This is a genomic window from Pseudomonas sp. ENNP23, from assembly GCF_001728945.1.
GTDB classification, from domain to species: Bacteria; Pseudomonadota; Gammaproteobacteria; order Pseudomonadales; family Pseudomonadaceae; genus Metapseudomonas; species Metapseudomonas otitidis.
Genome location: NZ_LYSP01000044.1, coordinates 1 through 24345 on the forward strand (window position 1 = coordinate 1; position 24345 = coordinate 24345).

The 24345-nt window shown below is 70.2% G+C and carries 22 protein-coding genes; 15 read left to right on the plus strand and 7 right to left on the minus strand.

The window, feature by feature from the left end; translation table 11 throughout:
* The 11 genes from A9G05_RS21465 to A9G05_RS21515 all read left to right on the plus strand — a co-directional run.
* Positions 1 to 447 (plus strand): UbiA family prenyltransferase (locus tag A9G05_RS21465; RefSeq protein WP_171902737.1); only part of this gene is annotated, 447 nt, incomplete at its 5' end.
* Positions 448 to 593: 146 nt separating this feature from the next.
* Positions 594 to 1229: an SCO family protein gene (locus tag A9G05_RS21470; protein WP_069562882.1), complete on the plus strand. Its 636-nt coding sequence runs from the start codon at positions 594 to 596 to the stop codon at positions 1227 to 1229.
* An 84-nt stretch (positions 1230 to 1313) separates the two neighbouring features.
* Positions 1314 to 1826, plus strand: coding sequence for an RNA polymerase sigma factor (locus tag A9G05_RS21475; protein ID WP_069562883.1), 513 nt, complete (start codon positions 1314 to 1316; stop codon positions 1824 to 1826).
* Positions 1827 to 1893: 67 nt separating this feature from the next.
* On the plus strand, positions 1894 to 2883 hold the full coding sequence (locus A9G05_RS21480) for a FecR family protein (RefSeq protein ID WP_069562884.1): 990 nt from the start codon (positions 1894 to 1896) through the stop codon (positions 2881 to 2883).
* A 146-nt stretch (positions 2884 to 3029) separates the two neighbouring features.
* On the plus strand, positions 3030 to 5690 hold the full coding sequence (locus tag A9G05_RS21485) for a TonB-dependent receptor (RefSeq protein WP_069562885.1): 2661 nt from the start codon (positions 3030 to 3032) through the stop codon (positions 5688 to 5690).
* Positions 5691 to 5767: 77 nt separating this feature from the next.
* The gene (locus A9G05_RS21490; protein WP_069562886.1) at positions 5768 to 6370 is read left to right on the plus strand and encodes a heme acquisition protein HasA; all 603 of its coding nucleotides are present in this window, start codon (positions 5768 to 5770) and stop codon (positions 6368 to 6370) included.
* 156 nt (positions 6371 to 6526) lie between these two features.
* Positions 6527 to 8302: a type I secretion system permease/ATPase gene (locus tag A9G05_RS21495; RefSeq protein ID WP_069562925.1), complete on the plus strand. Its 1776-nt coding sequence runs from the start codon at positions 6527 to 6529 to the stop codon at positions 8300 to 8302.
* Between the two features lie 13 nt (positions 8303 to 8315).
* Complete coding sequence (locus A9G05_RS21500; protein WP_069562887.1) at positions 8316 to 9638, plus strand: HlyD family type I secretion periplasmic adaptor subunit; 1323 nt, start codon at positions 8316 to 8318, stop codon at positions 9636 to 9638.
* Positions 9638 to 10972 carry a TolC family outer membrane protein gene (locus A9G05_RS21505; protein WP_069562888.1) on the plus strand — a complete coding sequence of 445 codons (1335 nt, stop codon included), beginning with the start codon at positions 9638 to 9640 and terminating at the stop codon, positions 10970 to 10972. The genes A9G05_RS21500 and A9G05_RS21505 overlap by 1 nt, the downstream gene beginning before the upstream one ends.
* A 116-nt stretch (positions 10973 to 11088) precedes the next feature.
* Entirely contained in the window at positions 11089 to 11682 is a 594-nt protein-coding gene (locus A9G05_RS21510; RefSeq protein ID WP_044403861.1) for a biliverdin-producing heme oxygenase, read from the plus strand.
* Positions 11675 to 12076, plus strand: a complete 402-nt coding sequence (locus A9G05_RS21515; protein ID WP_069562889.1) for a YbaN family protein — start codon at positions 11675 to 11677, stop codon at positions 12074 to 12076. Before A9G05_RS21510 ends, A9G05_RS21515 begins: the two co-directional genes overlap by 8 nt.
* A gap of 465 nt (positions 12077 to 12541) precedes the next feature.
* Here the strand turns inward: A9G05_RS21515 and A9G05_RS21520 are convergent, their stop codons facing one another.
* The 4 genes from A9G05_RS21520 to A9G05_RS21535 form a co-directional block, all read right to left on the minus strand.
* Complete coding sequence (locus tag A9G05_RS21520) at positions 12542 to 13312, minus strand: MetQ/NlpA family ABC transporter substrate-binding protein (RefSeq protein WP_069562890.1); 771 nt, start codon at positions 13310 to 13312, stop codon at positions 12542 to 12544.
* Between the two features lie 55 nt (positions 13313 to 13367).
* Positions 13368 to 14033, minus strand: coding sequence for a methionine ABC transporter permease (locus A9G05_RS21525; protein WP_044403853.1), 666 nt, complete (start codon positions 14031 to 14033; stop codon positions 13368 to 13370).
* Entirely contained in the window at positions 14033 to 15040 is a 1008-nt protein-coding gene (locus A9G05_RS21530) for a methionine ABC transporter ATP-binding protein (protein ID WP_069562891.1), read from the minus strand. The genes A9G05_RS21525 and A9G05_RS21530 overlap by 1 nt, the downstream gene beginning before the upstream one ends.
* Positions 15041 to 15218: 178 nt before the next feature.
* Complete coding sequence (locus tag A9G05_RS21535; protein ID WP_069562892.1) at positions 15219 to 16031, minus strand: hypothetical protein; 813 nt, start codon at positions 16029 to 16031, stop codon at positions 15219 to 15221.
* A 234-nt stretch (positions 16032 to 16265) separates the two neighbouring features.
* Between A9G05_RS21535 and A9G05_RS21540 the strand changes: the two genes are divergently transcribed.
* Entirely contained in the window at positions 16266 to 17915 is a 1650-nt protein-coding gene (locus A9G05_RS21540; protein WP_069562893.1) for a GMC family oxidoreductase, read from the plus strand.
* Here the strand turns inward: A9G05_RS21540 and znuB are convergent.
* Genes znuB through A9G05_RS21555 form a run of 3 tightly spaced genes read right to left on the minus strand, consistent with a single transcriptional unit; the run spans position 17912 to position 19993 of the window.
* Positions 17912 to 18697 (minus strand): zinc ABC transporter permease subunit ZnuB, encoded by a 786-nt coding sequence (znuB, locus tag A9G05_RS21545; protein WP_069562894.1) that lies wholly within the window; start codon positions 18695 to 18697, stop codon positions 17912 to 17914. The two genes, A9G05_RS21540 and znuB, sit on opposite strands and share 4 nt — an antisense overlap.
* Positions 18690 to 19496: a zinc ABC transporter ATP-binding protein ZnuC gene (gene znuC / locus A9G05_RS21550; RefSeq protein ID WP_069562926.1), complete on the minus strand. Its 807-nt coding sequence runs from the start codon at positions 19494 to 19496 to the stop codon at positions 18690 to 18692. The genes znuB and znuC overlap by 8 nt, the downstream gene beginning before the upstream one ends.
* The gene (locus tag A9G05_RS21555; RefSeq protein WP_069562895.1) at positions 19493 to 19993 is read right to left on the minus strand and encodes a Fur family transcriptional regulator; all 501 of its coding nucleotides are present in this window, start codon (positions 19991 to 19993) and stop codon (positions 19493 to 19495) included. Before A9G05_RS21555 ends, znuC begins: the two co-directional genes overlap by 4 nt.
* Between A9G05_RS21555 and A9G05_RS21560 the strand changes: the two genes are divergently transcribed.
* The 3 genes from A9G05_RS21560 to A9G05_RS21570 all read left to right on the plus strand — a co-directional run bounded on the left by A9G05_RS21560 (position 19992) and on the right by A9G05_RS21570 (position 23951).
* The gene (locus A9G05_RS21560; protein ID WP_083272632.1) at positions 19992 to 20969 is read left to right on the plus strand and encodes a metal ABC transporter solute-binding protein, Zn/Mn family; all 978 of its coding nucleotides are present in this window, start codon (positions 19992 to 19994) and stop codon (positions 20967 to 20969) included. The two genes, A9G05_RS21555 and A9G05_RS21560, sit on opposite strands and share 2 nt — an antisense overlap.
* A gap of 147 nt (positions 20970 to 21116) precedes the next feature.
* Positions 21117 to 23252 (plus strand): adenosylcobalamin-dependent ribonucleoside-diphosphate reductase, encoded by a 2136-nt coding sequence (locus A9G05_RS21565; protein ID WP_069562897.1) that lies wholly within the window; start codon positions 21117 to 21119, stop codon positions 23250 to 23252.
* 12 nt (positions 23253 to 23264) lie between these two features.
* Positions 23265 to 23951 (plus strand): NrdJb, encoded by a 687-nt coding sequence (locus tag A9G05_RS21570; protein WP_069562898.1) that lies wholly within the window; start codon positions 23265 to 23267, stop codon positions 23949 to 23951.
* The last annotated feature ends 394 nt before the right edge of the window (positions 23952 to 24345 follow it).

Below are 24345 nucleotides of genomic sequence, written 5' to 3' on the forward strand. Positions count from 1 at the left end.
CTGGCCGGGGCCGCCCCGCCGCTGCTGGGCTGGGTTGCCGTCACCGGCCACGTCTCTGCCGAGCCGCTGCTGCTGGTGCTGATCATCTTCGCCTGGACCCCGCCGCACTTCTGGGCCCTGGCCATCCACCGCAAGGCCGAATACGCCAAGGCCGACATCCCCATGCTCCCGGTCACCCATGGCGAGCACTACACCAAGGTGCACATCGTCCTCTACACCCTGGTGATGTTCGCCGTCAGCCTGCTGCCCTACGCCATCCACATGAGCGGACTGCTCTACCTGGCCTGCGCCGTGCTGCTCGGCGGGCGCTTCCTGCACTGGACCTGGATGCTCTACCGCGACAGCCGACCGCACGCCGCCATCGGCACCTTCAAGTACTCTATCGCCTACCTTTTCCTGCTCTTCATCGCCTTGCTGCTGGATCACTACCTGCTGCTGGCGGTCTGAGCCCTCGGGCCCTGAGCAGGTTCTGATGCATCGCCCCTTGCGCCCAGCGCCGTGAGGGGCAGGCTGCATCACCGCGTTCGGACGAGCCCCGACCCACCGGGCCTGATAGGCTTGCCGGCACCGCCCATTCCAAGCGAAGAGCAACCATGACCCGCGTGCAGAAAACCGTCTTCATCCTCATCGCCCTGGTGGCCCTGGTCCTGGGCCTGACCGTGAACAAGGTGCTCAACGGCCAGCGCCAGGCCGACCCCACCCGCCTGCTCGACGCCGGCATCGTCCTGTTGCCCCAGCCGCGCACCGTGCCTGCCATCAGCCTGACCGACCAGGATGGCAAGCCGATCGCCATGAACGAACTGAAGGACAAATGGAGCCTGCTGTTCTTCGGCTACACCTTCTGCCCCGACATCTGCCCCACCACCCTGGCGCAGATGCGCGAGCTCAAGGGCCTGCTGCCCGAGGCCGCGCGTGATCGCGTGCGCATCGTCATGGTCAGCGTCGACCCCAACCGCGACACCCCGCAGCAGCTCAAGCAGTACCTGGGCTACTTCGACCCGGCTTTCCTCGGCGCCACCGGCGAGCTGGCCAGCATCCAGAAGCTGGCCAACGCCGTCAGCATCCCGTTCATCCCGGCCGACACCAGCAAGGAGAACTACACCGTCGACCACAGCGGCAACCTGGTGGTGATCGGCCCGGACGGCACCCAGCGTGGCTTCATCCGCGCCCCGCTGAACAACCAGAAGCTCAAGGAACAACTGCCGGTGTTGGTGACCCCGGCCAGTTGATTCCGTATCGCTTTCTTATTTGAAATTGATTCTCAATAAATCTAGGATGGCGCTCCCTTCACCTGCCAAAGCCAGGGAGCGCGCTTGTTGGAGCCCGATCTCAAGAGCCTGTTCATCCAGCACGCCAAGGCCCTTCGCAGCCTGCTGACGCGCAAGGTACGGGACCCGCAACTGGCCGCCGACCTGGTGCAGGAAAGCTTCCTGCGCCTGGCCGAGCAACGCGGCAAGGACGCCATCGACAACGGCCCCGCCTACCTCTACCGCACCGCCCACAACCTGCTGGTGGACCATGTGCGCCAGCAGGCCCGCCGGCGCACCGACCTGGTCCCCCAGGAAGCCCTGTACGAGATCGTCGAAGACGCCCCGCCCCTGGACGAACAGGCCGCCGCCGAGCAGCATCGGCGCCGCCTGCGCGAAGCCCTGGCCGAGCTGCCGCCGCGCACCCGCGAGATCTTCCGCCTCAACCGCCTGCACGGCCTGACCCACGCCGAAGTGGCGCGCCAGTTGGATATCTCCGACAGCTCGGTGCAGAAGCACCTGGCCAAGGCCCTCGCCCACGTCATGCAGCGCCTGCAGGACGGCCCGCGGAGCAACTGACGGATGGTTTACGGTGAATGGCGTCCCCGAACGTCAGCCTTCCTATAACGAGAAACGAGAGACCGACGTGATCAGCCAGCACCTGCGGGAGCAGCAAATACGCGAGGAAGCCGCCGACTGGGCGGTACGTCTCAGCCAGGGCGACCCGGACCCGGCAACGGCCGAGGCCCTGGCGCGCTGGTGCCAGGCCGACCCGCGCCACCCCGAGGCGCTGGCGTTCGCCCAGGCCACCTGGGACGCCCTCGGCCAACTGGCCGACGAGCCGGCTGCCAGCGACCCGCCGCGCCGCCGTGGACCCCGGCAGACCGCACGCCCCACCACCCGCTCGCGCCGTCGCTGGCGCTGGGCCAGCGGGGTCGCCGCGCTGCTGCTGGTGACGGTGCTCGGCGTGGACGTGGGCCGTCCGCTGCTGCTGCCCCTGCTGGCCGACCACGCCTCCGGCACGGGCGAAGTGCGCCGGGTCACCCTGCCCGACGGCAGCGAGGTGGAGCTGGACTCCCGCAGCGCCATCGACGTCCTCTACAGCGACGGCGAGCGGCGCGTCCGCCTGCTGGCCGGGGAAGCCTGCTTCAGCGTCGCGCCCATGGGGGGTGACGAGCGCCGGCCCTTCGTGGTGGAAAGTGCCGGTGGCACCACCCGCGCCCTCGGCACCCGCTTCCTGGTGGGGGAGCGTGGCCATGGGGCCTGGGTCGGCGTGCTCGAACACAGCGTCGCGGTGAACCTCGAAGGCGTTCCCGGTGAACGGGTACTGAGCGAGGGGCAGAGCGCCCGCTACGACCGCACCCAGGGCATCCAGCCCCTGCTCGGGCTCGACCTGCAGCGGGCCAGCAGCTGGCGGCGCGGGGTACTGGTGTTCGACCGGGTGCCCCTGGCCGAGGTGGCCGAACAACTCAACCGCTACCGCACCCGCCGCCTGGTGATCACCGACGCCCGCCTGGCACGCCGGGAGGTCAGCGGCGTGTTCCGCCTCGACATCCTCGACGAGGCCCTCGACACCCTCACCCACGAACTGCACGCCCAGCGCCTGGACGTGCCCGGCGCCACCTTCCTCTACTGACCCTCCCGGGCCCGTAACAACGGGCCTGCGGCCCGCCCTTTCACCCGCCCGGAAAATTCTTTTACTGACTTTGCGTGAGTGGCGCGTCTTGCTGTTGAGAGTGATTTGCATTCACCGAACAACACTACGCAGTACAGGAACACACGATGAACGCACGCAAAGGGATGGGCCGGCGATTCCGCCGTTCGCTGCTCGTCTTGGGGGGACGCTGGGCCCTGATTGGCGCGGGGGCCCTGCCCCTGGTCGCGGTGGAACAGGTCCATGCCGAAGCCATCCAGGTCGCCTTCGACATCCCGGCCCAGGCCCTCGACCAGGCGGTGCTCACCTTCGCCGAACAATCCGGTGTGCAGGTGATCTTCGACGCCTCGCGCTTCGCCGACCTCCAGGGCGCCCCGGTGCAGGGCCGCTACGCCGCCGACGAAGCCCTGCGCCGCCTGCTGCAGGGCACCCCGGTGAGCTTCCGCTTCACCTCCCCGCGTGAGGTCAGCCTGGTGCGCGAAGCCAGCGGCGACGCCCTGGAGCTGGGCGCCACCCAGGTGCAGGGCCAGGCCAACGCCCACGACTGGGTCTACGAGTCCCCCCGCTCGGTGACGGTGATCGACCGCGAGCAACTGGACCGCAACCCGCCGCGCCACGCCGCCGACATGCTCGAACAGAGCGCCGGCGTGTACACCGCCGTCAGCCAGCAGGACCCGGGCCTCTCGGTGAACATCCGCGGCCTGCAGGACTACGGCCGGGTCAACATGAACATCGACGGCATGCGCCAGAACTTCCAGCAGAGCGGCCACCAGCAGCGCAACGGCACGATGTACATCGACCCGGAACTGCTCTCCGCCGTGACCATCGAGAAGGGCGCCACCTCCGGCATGGGCGGCGCCGGGGTGATCGGCGGGGTGGCCGAGTTCAGCACCCTCAACGCCCGCGACTTCATCCACGAAGGCAAGGAGTTCGGCGGCCGCGTGCGCGCCACCACCGGCCTGGGCGGTTACGCCAACGGCACCGACTTCATCGGCAGCAGTGCCTTTGCCCTGGGCAACGAGGTTGGCGACCTCCTCTTCGCCGCCAGCGAGCGCCACCTGGGCGACTACGACCCCGGCACCCACGGCAGCATCGGCGAGCTGCGCACCGGCTCCAGCTTCAACCCCGCCGTCGAGGAGCGCATCAAGCACTCGCCAGTGGCCTACTCCGGCTCCACCATGCGCTCGCGCCTGGCCAAGCTCGGCCTCAACCTGCCGGCCGACCAGCGCGTGCAGCTCAGCTACCTGCGCACCCAGGTGGCCTACGACGACGCCAACATGATGAACGTGGAGAAGACCGAGCTCTGGGAGAAGCTCGGCAGCAGCAACGTGGTGTCGCAGAACGTCGCGCTGGACTACAGCTACAGCCCCGACGACCTGCTGGTGGACTTCAAGGCCAAGCTCTACCACGTCGACAACCGCAACCGGCAGACCACCCTGGCCCGTGGCAGCAGCGCCGGCTACGCCATCACCTACCAGACCGACACCTACGGCCTGCAGCTGGAGAACACCTCCACCTTCCTGCTCGGCGAGCTCACCACCCTCAAGGCCAACTACGGCCTGGAGTACTTCCAGGACAAGGTCCGCCCCGACTCCACCCAGACCGTGGCCAGCGGCTCCGCCGTGGGCTTCCCGGTGTCCGAAGGCATGACCCCCAAGGGCGACCGCGCCATGGGCAGCCTGTTCGCCAACCTGCAGCTCGACTACGACGACTGGCTGACCCTGGACGCCGGCCTGCGCTACGACCGCTACCACCTGGAGGGCGAGACGGGCTTCAACATGACCCTCTATCGCCTCAACACCCCCGGCAACCCCACCTACAGCGTCCCGCTGCGCTACGAGGTGGACCGCGAGGAAGGCGCGTTCTCGCCCACCTTCGGCATCGCCCTCAAGCCCGGCCCGGACTGGCTGCAGCTCTTCGCCCGCTACGGCGAGGGCTGGCGTCCGCCGGCGGTGACCGAGACGCTGATTTCCGGGCGCCCCCACGGCAGCAGCGCGGAAACCATGTACCCCAACCCCTTCCTCAAGCCGGAAAGCTCCCAGTCCTGGGAAGTGGGGTTCAACATCTTCAAGCAGAACCTCTTCACCGACGGCGATGCCCTGGGCCTGAAGGTGGCCTACTTCGACACCCGCATCGACGACTTCACCTACATGTCGGTCGGGCTGCAGCGCCCGGGGGTGGGGGTGGCAGCCCTGGGAGTGTCGGCCTACGTCAACGACCGCACCAGCACCCGCTTCCGGGGCGTCGAGTACGCCCTCGACTACGACATGGGCGCCTACTACGGCAACCTCGCCTACACCCACATGATCGGCGAGAACCAGTACTGCTCGAACGACGCCTGGCTCGGCGGCGCGGTGTCCCCCGTCTACGGCAGCGGCCGCCGCCCGCCGGTGACCGGCTACGTGCCCAACGCCACCGCCAACGCCGTGGTGAGTTGCGGCGGCCACATGGGCAGCGCCGAGCACATGCCCATGGACCGTGGCAGCCTGACCCTCGGCACCCGCCTGCTCGACCGCCGCCTCGACCTCGGCGCGCGGGCCCGCTACAGCGAGGGCTACGCCCTGGACGCCGGCGACGCCGCCGCGCGCGACCAGGTCTACCCGGCGGACTGGAAGGCCTACACCGTCTACGACCTCTATGGCAGCTACAAGGCCACCGACAACCTGACCCTGCGCCTGGCCCTGGAGAACGTCACCGACCGCGCCTACCTGGTGCCCCTGGGGGACGTGCTCGCCTTCACCCTCGGTCGGGGCCGCACCCTGCAGGGCACCGTGGAATACACCTTCTGACCCGGATTTGCCCATGACGGGCAAAGCCGTCGCGCAGCGCCGTGCCGCGCGGCGGAAACTTCAACTGGAGACACTGCATGAGCCTTTCGATTTCCTACTCCGCCACCTACGCCAACTGGACCATCACCGACTACCTGGCCGACTGGGCCGGCTACTTCGGCGATGCCAACCACCGCCCCGGCCAGGTGCAGGACGGCGTCAACACCGGCGGCTTCTACCCGGGCCGGCTCGAAGGTACCGAGTACGCCCTGACCAGCCCCAACAGCGACGCCGCTTTCGTGGCCGAAGGCAACCTCCACTACTCGCTGTTCTCTCAGCCGGCCCACACCCTGTACGGCAACCTGGACAGCGTGTCCCTGGGCAGCGACCTGACCAAGACCGCCTCGGGCTTCGAGTTCGGCGCCGGCAAGGAAGAGGCCAGCTTCAGCGGCCTGGGGCTGTCGAGCCTGCTCAGCGAAGGCCACGCCGGCACGGTCCACCAGGTGGTCTACGGCCTGATGGGCGGCAACACCAGTGCCCTGGAAAGCGTGCTGAACGACCTGCTGGACGACTACGGCGTGTCCACCGCCAGCACCTTCGACGCCGTCGCGGCCGCCCTGGCAGCCGGCCCGCTGAGCGCGGCACCGGCCGAAGCGGTGGGCCTGCAGCAGCCGCTGGACGACCTGGCCCTGGCGGCCTGATCGGCGGGAAAAGGAGACGCGAATGGAGGGTGACCCCCATTCGCGTGGAGTGACCCCCGCAGCCCGAGTCTTGGCGGGCGAGGGCTGCGGAGGGTGCGAATTCTGTGAGCCGCCGGGGTGGGCGTCAACCTGCCGCCGGCGCCCCTGGGGCCGTCCATGACCACCCTTCACCCTGATGACCTGCGCCAGGCCCTGGCTGCCAGCCGCCCGGCGCTGCTCAACGTCGGCCTGTTCACCGCCGTGATCAACCTGCTGATGCTGGTGCCGGCGCTGTACATGCTGCAGGTTTACGACCGCGTCCTGGCCTCGGGCAACGCCATGACGCTGCTGATGCTGACCCTCATGGCCCTCGGCCTGTTCGCCTTCATGGGCGCGCTGGAGTGGCTGCGCAGCCTGGTGGTGATCCGCCTCGGCGCACGCCTGGACATGGCCTTCAACGCGCGCATCCACGATGCCGCCTACCGCGCCGCGAGCCGCAGCGGTGCCAGCCCGGCCCAGGCCCTGGCCGACCTCAACAGCCTGCGCCAGTTCGCCACCGGGCCGGCGCTGTTCGCCTTCTTCGACGCCCCCTGGTTCCCGGTGTACCTGGTGGTGATCGGCCTGTTCAGCCCCTGGCTCGGCCTCTTCGCCCTGGCCGGCGCCCTGGCGCTGGTGGCCCTGGCCTGGCTCAACGAGCGGCTCAGCCACGGCCTGTTGCAGCAGGCCGGGCAACTGGCGCAACAGGCCAGCCAGCAGGCCACCGGGCACCTGCGCAACGGCGAGGCCATCGACGCCATGGGCATGCTCGGCCGCCTGCGGGCGCGCTGGCTGGCGCAGCACCGCGGCTTCCTCGCCTGCCAGGGGCTGGCCAGCGAACGCATGGCCGCCGTCGGCGCCCTCTCCAAGGGCGTGCGCCTGGGCCTGCAGTCCCTGGTGCTGGGGCTCGGCGCCTGGCTGGCGCTGGAACACCTGATCACACCGGGGATGATGATCGCCGGCTCGATCCTCATGGCGCGGGTGCTGGCGCCCATCGACCAACTGATCGCCGTGTGGCGCCAGTGGAGCGGCGCCCGCGACGCCTGGCAGCGCCTGCAGGCCCTGTTGCAGGCCGAACCGCCGCGCCGCGGCGGCATGCCCCTGCCGGCGCCACGGGGGGCGCTGGAGGTCGAACAACTGTCCGCCTTCGCCCCCGGCAGTCGGCGGCCTTGCCTGGCCGCCATCGGCTTCGCCCTGGAGGCCGGGCAGTCCCTCGGCATCATCGGCGCCTCCGGCTCCGGCAAGTCCAGCCTGGCGCGCCTGCTGGTGGGCGCCGCCGAGCCGGCCAGCGGCAAGGTCCGCCTGGACGGTGCCGACCTCGCCCAGGCCGACCGCGAGCGCCTGGGCGACCACATCGGCTACCTGCCCCAGGACGTGCAACTGTTCGCCGGCAGCGTGGCCGAGAACATCGCCCGCTTCGCCGAACCGGACCCCGAGCAGGTGGTGGCGGCCGCGCGCCTGGCCGGCGTGCACGAACTCATCCTGCGCCTGCCCGAGGGCTACGACACGCGCCTGGGCGAGGGCGGCGCCGGCCTCTCCGGCGGGCAGCGCCAGCGCATCGGCCTGGCCCGAGCGCTCTACCGGCTGCCGGCCCTGGTGGTGCTGGACGAGCCCAACGCCAACCTCGACGAAGACGGCGAACGCGCCCTGCTGGACGCCCTCGCCCGCCTGGGCGAAGCCGGCCGCACCCGCGTGCTGATCACCCACAAGCCCAGCCTGCTGGCCAGCGTCGACCACCTGCTGGTGCTCAAGGGCGGCCAGATGCAGGCCTTCGGCCCCGCGGCGCGGGTGCTCCAGGCCCTGCAGCGCGAGCCTGCCGCTGCACCGCCCGCCGTCGCCCCGGCCCCTGCGCCCGCCCCCCGCCGGGCTGCCTCCGCCTACAGCCTCAACTACCGCCTGGATGCCACCCGCTCCTGAGCCAAGGATTGCCATGCCCGCCTTGCCCGATGCCCCCCGCCCCCTGGCCGATGTGCTGCCCCTCGACGACCACCGCCCCGCACGGCTCGGCCGCTGGCTGGTGCTGGCCGGCTTCGGCGGCTTCCTGCTCTGGGCCGCCCTTGCCCCGCTGGACAAGGGCGTTGCCGTCAGCGGCAGCGTGGTGGTCGCCGGCCACCGCCAGGCCGTGCAGCACCCCACCGGCGGCGTGGTGGCGCGCCTGCTGGTGCACGACGGTGAGGCCGTGAGCGCCGGCCAGGTGCTGCTCACCCTCGATGCCACCCGCCCGCGCGCCGAACGCGACACCCTGCGCCAGCAGTACCGCGACGCCCAGGCCGCCGCCGTGCGCCTGGCGGCCGAAACCGAAGGGCAGGCGCAGCTACGCTTCCCGCCGAGCCTGCCGGCCGACGACCCCGACATGCAGGCCAGCCAGGCCCTGCACCAGCAGCTGTTCGCCAGCCGCCGCGAAGCCCAGCGCCTGCAACAGGCCGCCCTGCGCGAGGGGCTGGCCGGTGCCCGCGCCCACCTCGCCGGGCTGGAGAGCGCCCAGCGCTACCGCCGCGAGCAGCGCCAAGCCCTGCTGCAGCAGCTCCAGGGGCTGCGCGGCCTGGCGCAGGAGGGCTACATCCCGCGCAACCGCCTGCTGGAGAACGAGCGCCTGCTGGCCCAGCTCGACGGGGAGCTGGGCGAAGCCGTCGGTGCCATCGGCCACGCCCGCCAGCAGATGCAGGAGCTGGGCTGGCGCGAACGCCAGCAGGCCGAGGAGTACCGCCGCGACCTGCACCAGCAGCAGGTGGACAACCGCCTGCGCCTCGGCGAGCTGGCCAGCCGCCTGGCCAGCGCCGAGTTCGAACTGGCCCACACCGAGGTGCGTGCCCCGGTGGCCGGCACCCTGGTGGGGCTGGCGGTGTTCACCCCCGGCGGGGTCATCGCCCCCGGCCAGCAACTGATGGAGGTGGTGCCCCGCGATGCGCCGCTGCTGGTGGATGCCCGCGCCCCGGTGGAACTGGTGGATCGCCTGCGCCCCGGGCTGCCTGTGGAGCTGCTGTTCGCCGCCTTCAACCAGAGCAGCACGCCCCGGGTGCCCGGCGAGCTGGTGCTGGTGTCCGCCGACCGCCTGCTCGACGAGCAGACCCGCGAGCCCTACTACCAGGTGCGCATCCGCGTCAGCGAGGACGGTGCCCGGCAACTGGTCGGCCTCGACATCCGCCCCGGCATGCCGGTGCAGGCGTTCGTCCGTACCGGCGAGCGCTCGCTGCTCAACTACCTGTTCAAGCCCCTGGCCGATCGCCTGCACCTGGCCCTGTCGGAGGACTGATGCGCGCCCTGCTCCCCGCCCTGCTGCTGGCGCTCGCCTGGCCGGCCAGCGCCCTCGACCTGCGCGACGCCTACGCCCTGGCCCTGCGCAACGACCCGACCCTGCAAGCCGCCCTGGCCGAGCGCGATGCCGGCCAGGAGGCCCGTGCCATTGGCCGGGCCGGGCTGCTGCCGACGCTGTCCTACAGCTACAGCAGCGCGCGCAACGACTCCGAGGTGACCCAGGCCAGCGTCCAGGGCAACGTCACCAGCCAGCGTGACTACCGCAGCCGCGCCTCCACCCTGACCCTGCAGCAGCCGCTGTTCGACTACGCCGCCTGGGCCGCCTACCGCCAGGGCGAGGCCGAGGCGCTGATGGCCGACGCGCGCTACCGCGGGCGCAGCCAGGAGCTGCTGGTGCGCCTGTTCAGCGCCTACAGCGAGGCGCTGTTCGCCCAGGACCAGATCGCCCTGGTCCAGGCCCAGCGCCGCGCCTATGCCGAGCAGTTGCAGCTCAATCAGCGGCTGTTCCAGGCCGGCGAAGGCACCCGCACCGACCTGCTGGAAACCGGCGCCCGCCTGGAGCTGGCCCGCGCCCAGGAGATCGAGGCTGTGGATAACCTCGACGCCGCCCTGCGCCAATTGCAGGCCATCGTCGGCGAGCCCCTGGCGGTGCAGGACCTCACCCCGCTGGCGGAGGACTTCACCCTGCAGCCGCTGCAACCGGCGCGCTTCGAGACCTGGCGCGACCTCGCCCTGGCCGCCAACCCGGAGCTGGCCGCCCAGCGTCACGCCCTCGATCGCGCCCGCTACGCGGTGGAGCGCAACCGCGCCGGGCACCTGCCCACCGTCAGCGCCTACGCCAGCACCAGCAAGACCCGCTCCGGCTCCGAGAGCACCTACAACCAGGAATACGACACCGACAGCATCGGCCTGCAGATCAGCCTGCCGCTGTTCGCCGGGGGCGCCGTCAGCGCCTCCACCCGCCGCGCCGTGGCCGAGGTGGAGCAGGCCAGCCACAGCCTCGACGCGCAGACCGCCGAGACCCTCAACCAACTGCGCCAGCAGTTCAACCTCTGCGCCAGCAGCGCCGCCAAGCTGCGCGCCTATGCCCTGGCGGTGGAGTCCGCCAGCACCCTGATCGAAGCGACCCGGCGCAGCGTGGCCGGGGGCGAGCGGGTCAACCTCGATGTGCTGGACGCCGAGCAGCAGCTCTACAGCGCCCGGCGCGACCTGGCCCAGGCGCGCTACGGCTACCTGCGTGCGTGGCTGCAACTGCGGTATCTGGCGGGGCAACTGGTGCCGGGGGATCTGGAGGCGCTGGCGGCGTACTTCAGCGCCGAGGCGCGGGGCTAGCCGACACGGCATGACGGCGCTGTCCAATTATTTTTACTGAGTCTCGTTCGCTAAAACGTCATGTGTGAAAGGCCCGGCGCTTCGCCTGGGCAGTTCACCCGAATCGAGACATCGCCATGACCGCATCCCAGCCGCAACTGTCCCATCCCCTGCGTTCCCAGCGCCTGAACCAGGTCACCCACGAGCCCCACAGCCGCCTGGACGCGCTGGTGAAGAGCCACGACCCGTTCGGCAAGCGCGAGCACTTCGCCCGCTTCGTCGCGGCGCAGTACCTGTTCCAGATGGACCTGGCCGGGCTTTACGCCGACGCCAGCCTGGGCCAGTTGTTCGAGGACCTGCCGGCCCGTGCTCGTCACGAGCAGGCCAAGGCCGACCTGGCGGACCTGGGCCACCCGTTGCCGGCGGTCGAGGGCGAGGCGCCCACCGTCGGGCTGAGCCTGGGCGCGGCCCTGGGCTGGCTGTTCGTTTCCGAGGGTTCCAAGCTCGGCGCGGCGTTCCTCTACAAGCGTGCCGAGGGCCTGGGCCTCTCCGACACCTTCGGCGCCCGCCACCTGGGCGAGCCGGCCGGCGGCCGCGCTCAGGGCTGGAAGGCCTTCGTCGCCACCCTCGACGGCCTGGCCCTGGACGCCGAGCAGGAGCGCCTGGCCGAGGCCGCCGCCATCGCGGCGTTCAACCGCTTCACCGACCACCTGGAACGCTGCTTTGCCTGATACCCCCGCCCCCACACCCGGCCGCCTGCGCTGGCTGTGGGTGGCCCTGGCCTACCTGGCCATCGGCCTGGCGCTGCTGGGCGTGGTGCTGCCGGGGCTGCCCACCACCGAGTTCGTGCTGCTGGCGGCCTGGGCCGCCTCCCGCGGCTCGCCGCGCCTCAGCACCTGGCTGGAGAACCACCGCCTGCTGGGCCCGCCGCTGCGCAACTGGCGCCGTGGCGGGGTGATCACCCGCCGCACCAAGCTGGCGGCCAGCGTCAGCATGAGCCTGGGGCTGACGCTGATGGCCTGCACCGTGTCGCACACGCCGTCGGTGGTCATGGCCGGAGTGGGGATGGTGTTCGGGGCCGCGTGGATCTGGTCGCGGCCGGAGCGGGTGGTCGCATCGCAGTGATGCCAACTGCTTGAGGTATTCGAGCCCAGCTCGTTATCGCGTGTGCTGATGCGTTCTGTTTCGCCTTCCCAGGCGAGTCACTTTTCTCAATCGCCCAGAAAAGTAACCAAAAGGGCTCGCCCCTGCATCCGGGTCCCGCTTCGCGGGACTCCCCTCGCTCCGTCGCTGCTACGGGGGCCGGCGCGATGGGCCATCCCTGGCCTGGCGCGCCTCTCGCGGCATCCATGCCGCTCGTCCCCCTGCGCAACGACTGCGCTCGGCCTCCTGAAGGGGCAGTGTCCCCGCCTCCCCTTGGTCGCCTGACACGACGTCAGCGTGCGCTTCGGATCTGCACCCCTCTGCCCTCCAAGAGGAGTGCCGGGAGCGCGTGGCGGCAGGGTGCTCAAGAGGCACCAACCGAGGAACGGCGGCACAGCCACAAAAAAGCCCGCTCGATGAGCGGGCTTCTTCATGACCGGGAAGCGATCAGAACGCCGGTACCACGGCGCCCTTGTACTTCTCCTCGATGAACTTCTTCACCTCTGGGCTGTGCAGGGCCTTGGCCAGCTTCTGCATGTCGGTGCTGTCCTTGTTGTCCGCGCGGGACACCAGGATGTTCACGTAGGGCGAGTCGCTGCCTTCGATGGCCAGGGCGTCCTGGGTGGGGTTCAGCTTGGCTTCCAGGGCGTAGTTGGTGTTGATCAGGGCCAGGTCGACCTGGGTCAGCACGCGCGGCAGGGTGGCCGCTTCCAGTTCACGCACCTTGATGCCCTTGGGGTTCTCGGCGATGTCCTTGGGGGTGGCGGTGATGCCGGCCTCGGGCTTGAGGGTGATCACGCCGGCCTTGGCCAGCAGCAGCAGGGCGCGGCCGCCGTTGGTGGCGTCGTTGGGGATGACCACCGAGGCGCCCTGGGGCAGCTCGTCGAGCTTCTTGATCTTGCTGGAGTAGGCGCCGAAGGGCTCGATGTGCACGCCGGCGACGTTCACCAGTTGGGTGCCCTTGGACTTGTTGAACTCATCCAGGTACGGCTGGTGCTGGAAGAAGTTGGCGTCCAGGCGCTTCTCGGCCACCTGCACGTTGGGCTGCACGTAGTCGGTGAAGACCTTGATCTTCAGGTCCACGCCTTCCTTGGCCAGCTGGGGCTTGATGAATTCGAGGATCTCCGCGTGGGGCACCGGGGTGGCGGCCACGGTCAGGGTGTCGGCCTGGGCGGAGAGGGCGGCGAAGGCGGCAGCGGCCACCAGCAGTTTTTTCATGGAACGCTCCTTATGGGAATGCGAGGGCCGGGTCGGGTGGACGCCGGCCATCCTTTCATTTGCGGGAGAAATGCACCACCAGCTTGTCGCCGACGGTCTGCAGGATCTGCACCAGCACCAGCAGCAGGACCACGGTGACCACCATGACGTCGGTCTGGAAGCGCTGGTAGCCGAAGCGGATGGCCAGGTCGCCGAGGCCGCCCGCGCCCACCACGCCGGCCATGGCGGTGTAGGACACCAGGGTGATGGCGGTGACGGTGATGGCGGCGATGATGCCCGGTCGGGCTTCCGGCAGCAGGGCGTTGACCACGATCTGCCGGGTGGTGGCGCCCATGGCCTGGGTGGCCTCGATGATGCCGCGGTCCACCTCGCGCAGGGCGGTTTCCACCAGGCGCGCGAAGAACGGCGTGGCGCCCACCACCAGCGGCGGGATGGCGCCGGCGACACCCAGGGAGGTGCCGGTGATGAGGACGGTGAAGGGGATCATCACGATCAGCAGGATGATGAACGGCAGCGAGCGCAGCACGTTCACTACCAGCGACAGCAGGCTGTAGACGGCGCGGTTCTCGAACAACTGGCGCGGGCTGGTGAGGAACAGCAGCACACCCAGGGGCAGGCCCAGCAGGACGGTGAACAGCAGCGAGCCGCCCAGCATCATGAGGGTGTCGAGGCTGGCCAGCCAGATTTCGTACCAGTCGATGTTGGCGATGAGTTCGTTCATCAGCGCAGGACCTCCAGGTGAACGTCCGCTTCACGGAAGCAGGCCAGCGCGGCCTCGATGTCGCCGCCGGTGAGGGCCAGGGTCAACTGGCCGTAGGGGGTGTCCTTGATGCGGTCGATGCGCCCGGCCAGGATGCTGTAGTCCACCCCGGTCTGGCGGGCGACGGTGCCCAGCAGCGGGGCATAGGTGGCTTCGCCCTGGAAGGTCAGGCGCAGGATGCGGCCCTGGACATGGGCGAAGTCCTCGCGCTGCTCGCCTTCGTCCACCTGCTCGTCCTCCTGGACGAAGCGCTGGGTGGTGGGGTGCTGCGGGTGCAGGAAGACGTCGGCCACCGGGCCCTGCTCGACGATGACGCCGGCGTCCATAACCGCGACGTGGTCGCAGACGCGGCGGATCACGTCCATCTCGTGGGTGATGAGGACGATGGTCAGGTTCAGCTCGCGGTTGATCTCCGCCAGCAGTTGCAGGACCTGGCCGGTGGTCTGCGGGTCGAGGGCGCTGGTGGCCTCGTCGCAGAGCAGGATCTTCGGCCGGGTGGCGAGGGCGCGGGCGATGCCGACGCGCTGCTTCTGCCCGCCGGAAAGCTGGGCGGGGTACTTGCGGGCGTGGGCGGCGAGGCCGACCCGGGCCAGCAGTTCCTCGACGCGCTGCTCGATCTCGGCGCGGGACAGCTCGCCGGCCAGCTTCAGCGGCAGGGCGACGTTGTCTGCGACGGTCTTGGAGGAGAGCAGGTTGAAGTGCTGGAAGATCATGCCGACGCGCTGGCGGAAGCGCCGCAGGCCTTCGGCGTCGAGGGCGGTGATGTCTTCGCCGTCGATGACGATGCGCCCGCCGCTGGGCTCTTCCAGGCGGTTGATCAGTCGCAGCAGGGTGCTCTTGCCGGCACCGGAATGGCCGATCAGGCCGAACACTTCGCCTTGGGCCACGCTCAGGTCGGTCGGTCGCAGCGCGGGGATGTCGCGGCCTTCGACCCGATACGCCTTGTGGACGTCATGGAATTCGATCACGTAGGGAAACCTTGTGGGGCTCTCGGGGGGCCCGATGGGGCCTAAAAAGCCGCGTAGTCTACCGCTTCGCGGGGGGTGGCCGAAAATCTTTGTCGGCCTAGGGGTATAGCCACTTGGAATAAGGCGGGGGCGAAAGCGGGGTTTTGCGGCCCGGCCTGGGAGGGGGCCGGGCGCGGGGTCAGCGTGCGGGGTTCAGTTGCAGGCGCGGTGTCTGGCTGGGGTCGACGCTGTGGGCCAGGCGCAGCTTGTAGGCGGGGTCGAGCTTCTTCACCCGGGCCTGGAGCAGCGCCACCACCCAGGGGTACTGCTTGGCTTCGCGCACATGCAGGCGCACGTCGCAGTCGAAGGCGACCACGTCGGCGGCCACTGCGTCGAGCAGGCTGCGCAGGCGTTCGTTGTCGTCGTTGTCCAGCATCGGCAGGGCCACGTCGTTGGCGACGCGGCGCACCGGGCGTGCAGGGGCGGCGGGCTTCTCCTCCACCGGCTGGGCCTGGGGCGCCGGGGTGGCGGCCTGGCGCTGGGCGGCGAGCTGCTGCTGGCGCGCCTGCTCGGCACGGGCGGCGGCTTCACGGGCGGCAGCCAACTGGGCGGCGCGCTCGCTTTCGCTGGCACGGGCGTGGGCGATGGCGCCGTCCAGGCCGGTGGTCAGCGCCGGGGCCTGGGGCATCAGGCTGCGGGCGTGGCTGAGGGCGGTGGTGGCGCTGTTGAGGTCACCCTGCTGCAGGGCGGCCTGGCCTTTCTTCAGCCAGGCTTCGGAGAGCTGGCGCTGGTACTGCTCGAGGCGGGTGTCGCCGGCGGCGCTGGTCTGCAGGGCTTTGAGCTGGGCCTCGGCCTCGGCGAGCTGGCCGTTGGCCAGGGTCAGGTCGAGCTGGCGGAAACGGGTGACCAGTTCATCGGCGGGGATGACGGTGTCCTGAGGTTTGCTCTGGCACGCGGCTAACAGCAGGGAAATCGCGATAACGGGAAGGTATCGGGTTGCGAACGGCTTCATTCCTGCGATTCTCGTTTTGTTCAAAAAACGCGCAATTCTACACGGCGCGACCGGGCAGGACAAAAGTGTAGGCGCCGGCCTGCCCTCAGCGTGCTATCAGACCCGTTGCCTGGCCTGGCGTTCGCCGGCCGTCGGGAAAATCAGCTAGGTCGGGTTCGACCTTTCCGGCCGACCGTGCCGGCGGCCTGCTAGGCTCGGCCCTGCCCGACAAAACGACAAGAAGAGGAAGGACCCATGGACCTCGAAACCCTCCCCTACGACTACCTGATCGTCGGCGCCGGCCCGGCCGGCTGCCTGCTGGCCAACCGGCTGTCGGCCGACCCGGCCTGTCGCGTGCTGCTGCTGGAAGCCGGCGGGCGCGACAACCACCCGTGGATCCACATTCCCGTGGGCTACCTGTTCTGCATCGGCAACCCGCGCACCGACTGGTGCCTGCGCACCGAGGCCGAGCCGGGGTTGAACGGCCGTTCCCTGGGCTACCCGCGCGGGCGGGTGCTGGGGGGCAGCTCGTCGATCAACGGGATGATCTACATGCGCGGCCAGGCGGCGGACTACGACCACTGGGCGGCGCTGGGCAACCCTGGCTGGGGCTGGGACGAGGTGCTGCCGCTGTTCAAGCACTGCGAGGACCACTTCGGCGGTGCTTCGGCGCACCACGGCGCCGGGGGCGAGTGGCGGGTGGAGCGGCAGCGCTTGTCCTGGGCGCTGCTGGAGGCCTTCCGCGCTGCCGCCGGGGAGACCGGCATCGCCCCGGTGGAGGATTTCAACACCGGTGACAACGAGGGCTGTGGCTACTTCCAGGTGAACCAGCGCGGCGGCGTGCGCTGGAACGCCTCCAAGGCCTACCTGCGGCCGGTGCTGGGCCGGCCGAACCTGCGGGTGCTGACCGATGTGGAGGTGGAGCGGGTGGTGCTCGAAGCGGGCCGCGCCTGCGGTGTGGTGGCGCGCTGGCGGGGCGACCTGTGCAGCTTTGCCGCGGGGGAGGTGGTCCTCGCGGCGGGAGCCATCGGTTCACCGACGCTGCTGCAGCGCTCGGGGATCGGCCCGCGCCCGCTGCTGGAGCGCCTCGGCATCGGCGTGCGGCACGAGCTGCCGGGGGTGGGCGGCAACCTGCAGGACCACCTGCAACTGCGGCTGATCTACAAGGTCAGCGGCGTGCCGACCCTCAACCAGATGGCCGGCAGCCTGTGGGGCAAGGCCGGCATGGGCCTGCGCTACCTGCTCAGCCGCAGCGGCCCGCTGGCCATGGCGCCGAGCCAACTGGGCGCCTTCGCCCGCTCCGGCCCGGAGCAGGAACGGGCGAACCTGGAGTACCACGTACAGCCGCTGTCCCTGGAGCGCTTCGGCGAGCCGCTGCACCCCTTCCCCGCCTTCACCGCCTCGGTGTGCAACCTGCGTCCGGCCAGCCGGGGCCGGGTGGACATCCGCGCCGCGGAGGCGAAGGCGCCACCGCTGATCCAGCCGAACTACCTGAGCGAGGAGGAGGACCTGCGGGTGGCCGCCGATGCCATCCGCCTGACCCGGCGCATCGCCGCCGCGCCGGCGCTGGCGCCCTACCGGCCGGAGGAGTACCTGCCGGGCCCGGCGTTGCAGAGCGAGGCGGAGCTGCGCCAGGCGGCGGGCGACATCGGCACCACCATCTTCCACCCGGTGGGCACCTGCCGCATGGGCGCGGGCCGCGAGGCGGTGGTGGACGCGCGCTTGCGGGTGCACGGGGTGCCGGGGCTGCGGGTGGTGGATGCGTCGATCATGCCGGCCATCGTCTCGGGCAATACCTGCTCGCCGACGCTGATGATCGCCGAGAAGGCGGCGCGGATGATCCTGGAGGATCGCCGCTCAAGCGTCCGCCAGCCCGCGCGCAGCGAGCCGGCGACGGTCGGCTAGGTGCGGCGCGGGGCGGCGAAGCTGAGCAGGAACAGCGCCGCCGCCGAGACCACGATGGACGGGCCGGCGGGGGTGTCCTTGAACCAGGACAGCGCCAGGCCGGTGCACACCGCCACCAGGCCCAGCAGGCTGGCGCCGGCGGCCATCTGCTCGGGGGTGCGGGCGTGGCGCTGGGCGGCGGCGGCGGGAATGATCAGCAGCGAGGTGATCAGCAGCACGCCGACGATCTTCATGGCCACGGCGATCACCACGGCGATCAGCAGCATCAGCGCCAGGCGGATGGCGGTGACCGGCAGGCCCTCCACCCGTGCCAGCTCCTCGTGCACGGTGATGGCCAGCAGCGGCCGCCACAGCGGCACCAGCAGGCCCAGCACCAGGGCGCTGCCGCCGAGGATCCAGGCGAGGTCCGTGGGGCTCACCGCCAGCAGGTCGCCGAACAGGTAGCCCATCAGGTCCACCCGCACTTCGCTCATGAAACTCAGGGCCACCAGGCCGAGGGACAGGGTGCTGTGGGCGAGGATGCCCAGCAGGGTGTCCGAGGCCAGCGGCTGGCGCTGCTGGAGGGTCACCAGCAGCACCGCCAGCAGCACGCAGCCGACGGTCACCGCCAGGGTCGGGCTGATGTCGAGCATCAGGCCCAGGGCGACGCCGAGCAGGGCGGCGTGGGACAGGGTGTCGCCGAAGTAGGCCATGCGCCGCCACACCACGAAGGAGCCGAGCGGGCCTGCCACCAGGGCCAGCGCGAGGCCGGCGAGCAGGGCGTTGACGAGGAAATCAGCCATGGTTGCAGTCGGGGCCGTGCATGTGGGCAGGGGTGAAACGGGTGCCGACGGGGAAGCCGGGACGCTCGATCACTTCGCCGTGGAGGTCGTGTTCGTGGTCGTGGCGGTGGTGGTAGACGGCCAGGCTCTGGGCGTCCTTGCCGAACAGCTCGACGAAGGCCGGGTCGAAGCTGACCTGCTCGGGGTGGCCGGAGCAGCACACATGGCGGTTCAGGCACACCACCTGGTCGGTGGTGCTCATCACCAGGTGCAGGTCGTGGGAGACCATCAGCACGCCACAGCCGAGGCGGTCGCGCAATTGGGTGATGAGGCGGTACAGCTCGGCCTGGCCGGCGACGTCGACGCCCTGCACGGGCTCGTCCAGCACCAGCAGCTCGGGTTCGCGCAGCAGGGCGCGGGCCAGCAGCACGCGCTGCAACTCGCCGCCGGAAACGGTCTGCAGCGGGCTGTCGATCACCTGGGGGGCGCCCACTTCGCTGAGGGCGGCGAGCGCTGCGGCGCGGTCGACCCCCGGCACCAGCCGCAGGAAGCGCAGCACGGTGAGCGGCAGGGTGGCATCCACCTGGAGCTTCTGCGGCATGTAGCCGATGCGCAGGCGCGGCTTGCGCCAGACGCTGCCGCGCTGGGGCTGCAGCAGGCCGAGCACGGTGCGTACCAGGGTGGTCTTGCCGGCGCCGTTGGGGCCGATCAGGGTGACGATCTCGCCGGGGCGCAGGCTCAGGCCCACGTCCTGCAGCACCGCCTGGCCGGCGAAGGTGACGCCGACGCCCTCCAGGCGGATCAGCGCGTCCTGGCTCATGCCTTGCCCCGGCAGGTGGCGCACAGGCCGATCACTTCCACGGTCTGCCCTTCCACGGCGAAGCCGACGGCCTGGGCGCTGGAGATGATGGCCTCGCTGATGGCCGGCTGCTCCAGCTCGATGGCGGTCTGGCACTGGCGGCAGATCAGGAACTGGCCCTGGTGGGCTTCGCCGGGGTGGTTGCAGCCGACGAAGGCGTTGAGCGAGGCGATGCGGTGCACCAGGCCGTTTTCCAGGAGGAATTCCAGGGCGCGGTACACCGTGGGCGGCGCGGCGCGACGGCCGTCTTCCTCGGTCAGCACGCCGAGGATGTCATAGGCGCCCAGCGGCTTGTGGCTGGCCCAGACCAGCTCCAGCACGCGCTTGCGCAGGGCGGTCAGGCGCAGGCCGTCGCGGGCGCAGAGGGCTTCGGCCTCGGCCAGCGCATCCCTTACGCAGTGGGAGTGGTCGTGGGGGCGGCAGGCCAGGGGGGCTTGGGTCTTGATCGGCTTGAGCATGGCGGCGACGTTGAGTCAAAGAGACGTTATTCTATTACGCCTTTGTGTCGGAGTCCTCCCCGTGTCGCGTCTCATCCTGCTCGCCCTCCTTGCCTGCCTGGCGCTGCCGGCTGGCGCCGAAGTCCGTGTGCTGACCAGCATCAAGCCGCTGCAGCTTATTGCCGCTGCCGTGCAGGACGGTGTGGGTGAGCCCGAGGTGCTGCTGCCGCCGGGGGCCTCGCCGCACCAGTACGCGCTGCGGCCCTCCGACGTTCGGCGGGTACGCGAGGTGCCGCTGCTGTACTGGGTCGGCCCGGACCTGGAAGGCTTCCTGCCCAAGGTGATCGCCGGGCGCAGCGCGCCGGCCGTGGCGGTGCAGGACCTGCCGGGCATGCAGTTGCGTCATTTCGAGGCCCTCGGCCACGACGAGCATGAGCACGAGGACGCCCACGAGCACGACCATGACCACCGCCCCGGCTCCCTGGACGCCCACCTCTGGCTGCTGCCGGCCAACGCCCGGGTGATCGCTGCCCGCATGGCGGCGGACCTGTCGGCGGCGGACCCGGCCAACGCGGCGCGCTACCAGGCCAACCTGAAGGCCTTCGGCGAACGCCTGGACCAGCTCGACGCCCACCTCAAGGCCCGCATGGCGGCCGTCAGCGGCAAGCCGTTCTTCGTCTTCCACGAGGCCTTCAACTACTTCGAGAGCGCCTACGGCCTGCGTCACGCCGGGGTGTTCAGCGTGGCGGCCGAGGTACAGCCGGGTGCCCGCCACGTGGCGGCGATGCGCGAGCGACTGCGGGCGGCCGGCCCCAGCTGCGTGTTCAGCGAGCCGCCGGTGCGCCCGCGCCTGGCCGAAACCCTGACCCAGGGCCTGCCGGTGCGCCTGGCCGAGCTGGATGCACTGGGCATGCAGGTGCCGGTGGCCGCAGGCGGTTACGAGCGCCTGCTGGACGACCTGGCCCAGGGCCTGGCGGGGTGCCTGGAGGCGCTTTGAGGCGCCCCGGGCCACTTATCCACAGCGCGTAACCTGCGCGCGCCCAAAAGCCACACCATCGGTCGAGTCGCGACGACTTCTCTTGGGTCGACGGTCTAACTTCCTCTCGGGACATCTCTGCCCCGGCGACAGGAGGCTCCGACCCCTATGACCCGCACCGGCTCCCCCGCGAAGACCCGCCTGCCGCTGCCCTTGCAGGCGGCTTCCGAAGACATCTGGGACAGCAAGTACCGCCTGCGCCGGCGCGACGGTACGCCGCTGGACGACACCCCGGACCACAGCCTGCAACGGGTGGCCCGGGCCCTGGCCGAGGTGGAGCCGAAGGACGTCGAGCACTGGTACGAGCGCTTCCTCTGGGCCCTGCGCCAGGGGGCGCTGCCGGCCGGGCGCATCCTCTCCAATGCCGGTGCCCAGGCGCACAAACCGGCCACCTCGACCATCAACTGCACCGTCTCGGGGGTGATCCATGACGCCATGGACGACATCCTCGGCAAGGTCCACGAAGCCGGCATGACCCTCAAGGCCGGCTGCGGCATCGGCTACGAGTTCAGCACCCTGCGCCCCCGGGGCGCCTTCGTTTCCGGTGCCGGGGCGCACACCAGCGGGCCGCTGTCGTTCATGGACGTGTACGACCGCATGTGCTTCACCGTCAGCTCCGCCGGGGGTCGGCGCGGGGCGCAGATGGCCACCTTCGACATCGCCCACCCGGACGTGCGCGAGTTCATCCGCGCCAAGCGCGAGGACGGCCGCCTGCGCCAGTTCAACCTCAGCCTGCTGGTGACCGATGCCTTCATGCAGGCCGTGGAGCAGGATGCCGAGTGGCCGCTGGTGTTTCCCCTGCATGCCCGCGAGCTGGACGAGGTGGACCTGGGCGACCCGGCCCAGGTGCTCTGGCGCGACTGGCCGATCCACGCGGGCTACCAGGTACGGGAGGACGGCCGGGTGGCCTGCCGCATCTACGGCCGGCTCAAGGCGCGGCACCTGTGGGACATGGTGATGGCCTCCACCTACGACTACGCCGAGCCGGGCTTCATCCTCATCGACCGGGTCAACGCGCTGAACAACAACTGGTGGTGCGAGGCGATCCGTGCCACCAACCCCTGCGGCGAGCAGCCGCTGCCGCCCTACGGTTCCTGCCTGCTGGGCTCGATCGACCTGACCCGCTTCGTCGACGACCCGTTCACCGACCAGGCGCGCTTCGACTGGGAACGCTTCCGCGAGGTGGTGAAGGTCTTCACCCGCCTGCTGGACAACGTGGTGGAGATCAACGGCCTGCCCCTGGCGCAGCAGCGCGAGGAGATCACCGGCAAGCGCCGCCATGGCATGGGCTTCCTCGGGTTGGGGTCGGCGCTCGCCCTGCTCGGCCTGCGCTATGGCAGCCCGGAATCCTGCGTGTTCACCGAAGAGGTGGCCCGGGAGATGGCCCTGGTGGGCTGGCAGGCGGCCCTCGACCTGGCGAAGGAGAAAGGCCCGGCACCGCTGCTGGCGCAGCGCTTCACGGTGACCGAGGCGATGCTCCGGCAGCGCCCGGAGATGGCCGCCGACGGCTACAAGGTGGGTGACTCGGTGCCCGGCAGCGTGCTGCACGCGCGTTACTCGCGCTACATGCAGCGCATTGCCGAGCATGCGCCGGAGCTGGTGGCGCAACTGGCCGAGGTGGGTGCGCGCTTCACCCACCACAGCTCCATCGCCCCCACCGGCACCATCAGCCTGAGCCTGGGCAACAACGCCTCCAACGGCATCGAGCCGAGCTTCGCCCACGTCTATTCGCGCAACCTGATCCGCCCCGGGCGCAAGACCAAGCAGAAGGTCGAGGTGGTCAGCTACGAGCTGCTGGCCTACCGCGCCCTGGTGGACCCGCAGGCGACGCCGGGGGCCGAGTCGGCGGGCCATGGCCTGCCCGAGTGGTTCGTCACCGCCGAGGACATCACCCCCGCGCAGCACGTGGACATCCAGGCGGCGGCGCAGAAGTGGGTCGACTCCTCCATCTCCAAGACCGCCAACGTGCCCACCGACTACCCCTTCGAGGCCTTCAAGGACATCTACCTCTACGCCTGGCGCCAGGGCCTGAAGGGCTGCACCACCTTCCGCTTCAACCCGGCGGCCTTCCAGGGCGTGCTGGTGAAGGACGCGGACCTGGAGAAGACCCGCTACCGCTTCGAACTGGAGGACGGCAGCGTGGTGGAGCTGAAGGGCAACGAGGAGGTGGAGTACGACGGCGAGGTGCACACGGCGGCGAACCTGTACGAGGCCCTCAAGGAGGGCTACTACGGGCGTTACTGAGCGGAGGCGGCGATGAGCGTGAAGATCAACCAGCGGATCAAGGGCTTCCAGGTGGTGGATGTTGAGGCCGAGCGCGCCCGCCGCGCCGCCGAGGAAGCGGCCGCCGTGGTGCAGATGGACGAGACCCTGCAGCGCCCGGAAACCCTGGTGGGGGCGACCTACAAGATCAAGTCGCCGCTGTCGGAGCACGCGCTGTACGTGACCATCAACGACATCGTCCTCAACCCCGGCACGCCCCACGAGCAGCGCCGGCCCTTCGAGATCTTCATCAACTCCAAGGGCATGGAGCACTTCCAGTGGATCGTCGCCCTCACCCGCATCATGTCGGCGGTGTTCCGCAAGGGCGGCGACTGCACCTTCCTGGTGGAGGAGCTGAGCGCGGTGTTCGACCCCCGTGGTGGCTACCTCAAGCGCGGCGGGCTGTACATGCCTTCCCTGGTGGCCGAGATCGGCGCCGTGCTGGAACGCCACCTGGTGGCCATCGGCCTGATGCAGGGCCACCAGCCCGACCCGGAGCAGCAGCGCTTCCTCGCCGAAAAGCGCGCCGCCTACGAAGCCAGCCTCGGCACCACCACCGCCGAACCCGGCGAAGGCTTCCCCCCTGGCGCCCAGCTCTGCGGCAAGTGCAACACCCAGGCCGTCGTCCGCATGGACGGCTGCGCCACCTGCCTCAACTGCGGGCATTCGAAGTGTGGGTGAGCCGGGGTTTTCGCAACGCATGCGTTGCGCCGGCGAACGACCGGCCATGGATGGCCGGGCCGGGGTTGAGCTTGGGCAGCGGAGCAGCGACAGGGATGTCTGTGACTCAGCGGATCTTCATGCCAGACAAGCATGCGTTTTGAAGGGCGAACGACCGGCCATGGATGGCCGGGCCGGGGCTGAGCTTGGGCAGCGGAGCACCGACAGGGATGTCTGTGCCTAGGCGGATCTTCACGCCAGACAAGCATGCGTTTTGAAGGGCGAACGACCGGCCATGGATGGCCGGGCAGGGGTTGAGCTTGGGCAGCGGAGCATCGACAGGGATGTCTGCGCCTGAGCGGATCTTCACGCCGGACGAGCATGCGTTGCGCCGGCGAACGACCGGCCATGGATG

Coding starts and splice junctions, on each gene's coding strand:
- A9G05_RS21470 (WP_069562882.1), top strand. CDS start 594: ATGACCCGCGTGCAGAAAACCGTCTTCATCCTCATCGCCCTGGTGGCC.
- A9G05_RS21485 (WP_069562885.1), top strand. CDS start 3,030: ATGAACGCACGCAAAGGGATGGGCCGGCGATTCCGCCGTTCGCTGCTC.
- A9G05_RS21490 (WP_069562886.1), top strand. CDS start 5,768: ATGAGCCTTTCGATTTCCTACTCCGCCACCTACGCCAACTGGACCATC.
- A9G05_RS21495 (WP_069562925.1), top strand. CDS start 6,527: ATGACCACCCTTCACCCTGATGACCTGCGCCAGGCCCTGGCTGCCAGC.
- A9G05_RS21500 (WP_069562887.1), top strand. CDS start 8,316: ATGCCCGCCTTGCCCGATGCCCCCCGCCCCCTGGCCGATGTGCTGCCC.
- A9G05_RS21505 (WP_069562888.1), top strand. CDS start 9,638: ATGCGCGCCCTGCTCCCCGCCCTGCTGCTGGCGCTCGCCTGGCCGGCC.
- A9G05_RS21510 (WP_044403861.1), top strand. CDS start 11,089: ATGACCGCATCCCAGCCGCAACTGTCCCATCCCCTGCGTTCCCAGCGC.
- A9G05_RS21520 (WP_069562890.1), bottom strand. CDS start 13,312: ATGAAAAAACTGCTGGTGGCCGCTGCCGCCTTCGCCGCCCTCTCCGCC.
- A9G05_RS21525 (WP_044403853.1), bottom strand. CDS start 14,033: ATGAACGAACTCATCGCCAACATCGACTGGTACGAAATCTGGCTGGCC.
- A9G05_RS21535 (WP_069562892.1), bottom strand. CDS start 16,031: ATGAAGCCGTTCGCAACCCGATACCTTCCCGTTATCGCGATTTCCCTG.
- A9G05_RS21540 (WP_069562893.1), top strand. CDS start 16,266: ATGGACCTCGAAACCCTCCCCTACGACTACCTGATCGTCGGCGCCGGC.
- znuB (WP_069562894.1), bottom strand. CDS start 18,697: ATGGCTGATTTCCTCGTCAACGCCCTGCTCGCCGGCCTCGCGCTGGCC.
- znuC (WP_069562926.1), bottom strand. CDS start 19,496: ATGAGCCAGGACGCGCTGATCCGCCTGGAGGGCGTCGGCGTCACCTTC.
- A9G05_RS21560 (WP_083272632.1), top strand. CDS start 19,992: ATGGCGGCGACGTTGAGTCAAAGAGACGTTATTCTATTACGCCTTTGT.
- A9G05_RS21555 (WP_069562895.1), bottom strand. CDS start 19,993: ATGCTCAAGCCGATCAAGACCCAAGCCCCCCTGGCCTGCCGCCCCCAC.
- A9G05_RS21565 (WP_069562897.1), top strand. CDS start 21,117: ATGACCCGCACCGGCTCCCCCGCGAAGACCCGCCTGCCGCTGCCCTTG.
- A9G05_RS21570 (WP_069562898.1), top strand. CDS start 23,265: ATGAGCGTGAAGATCAACCAGCGGATCAAGGGCTTCCAGGTGGTGGAT.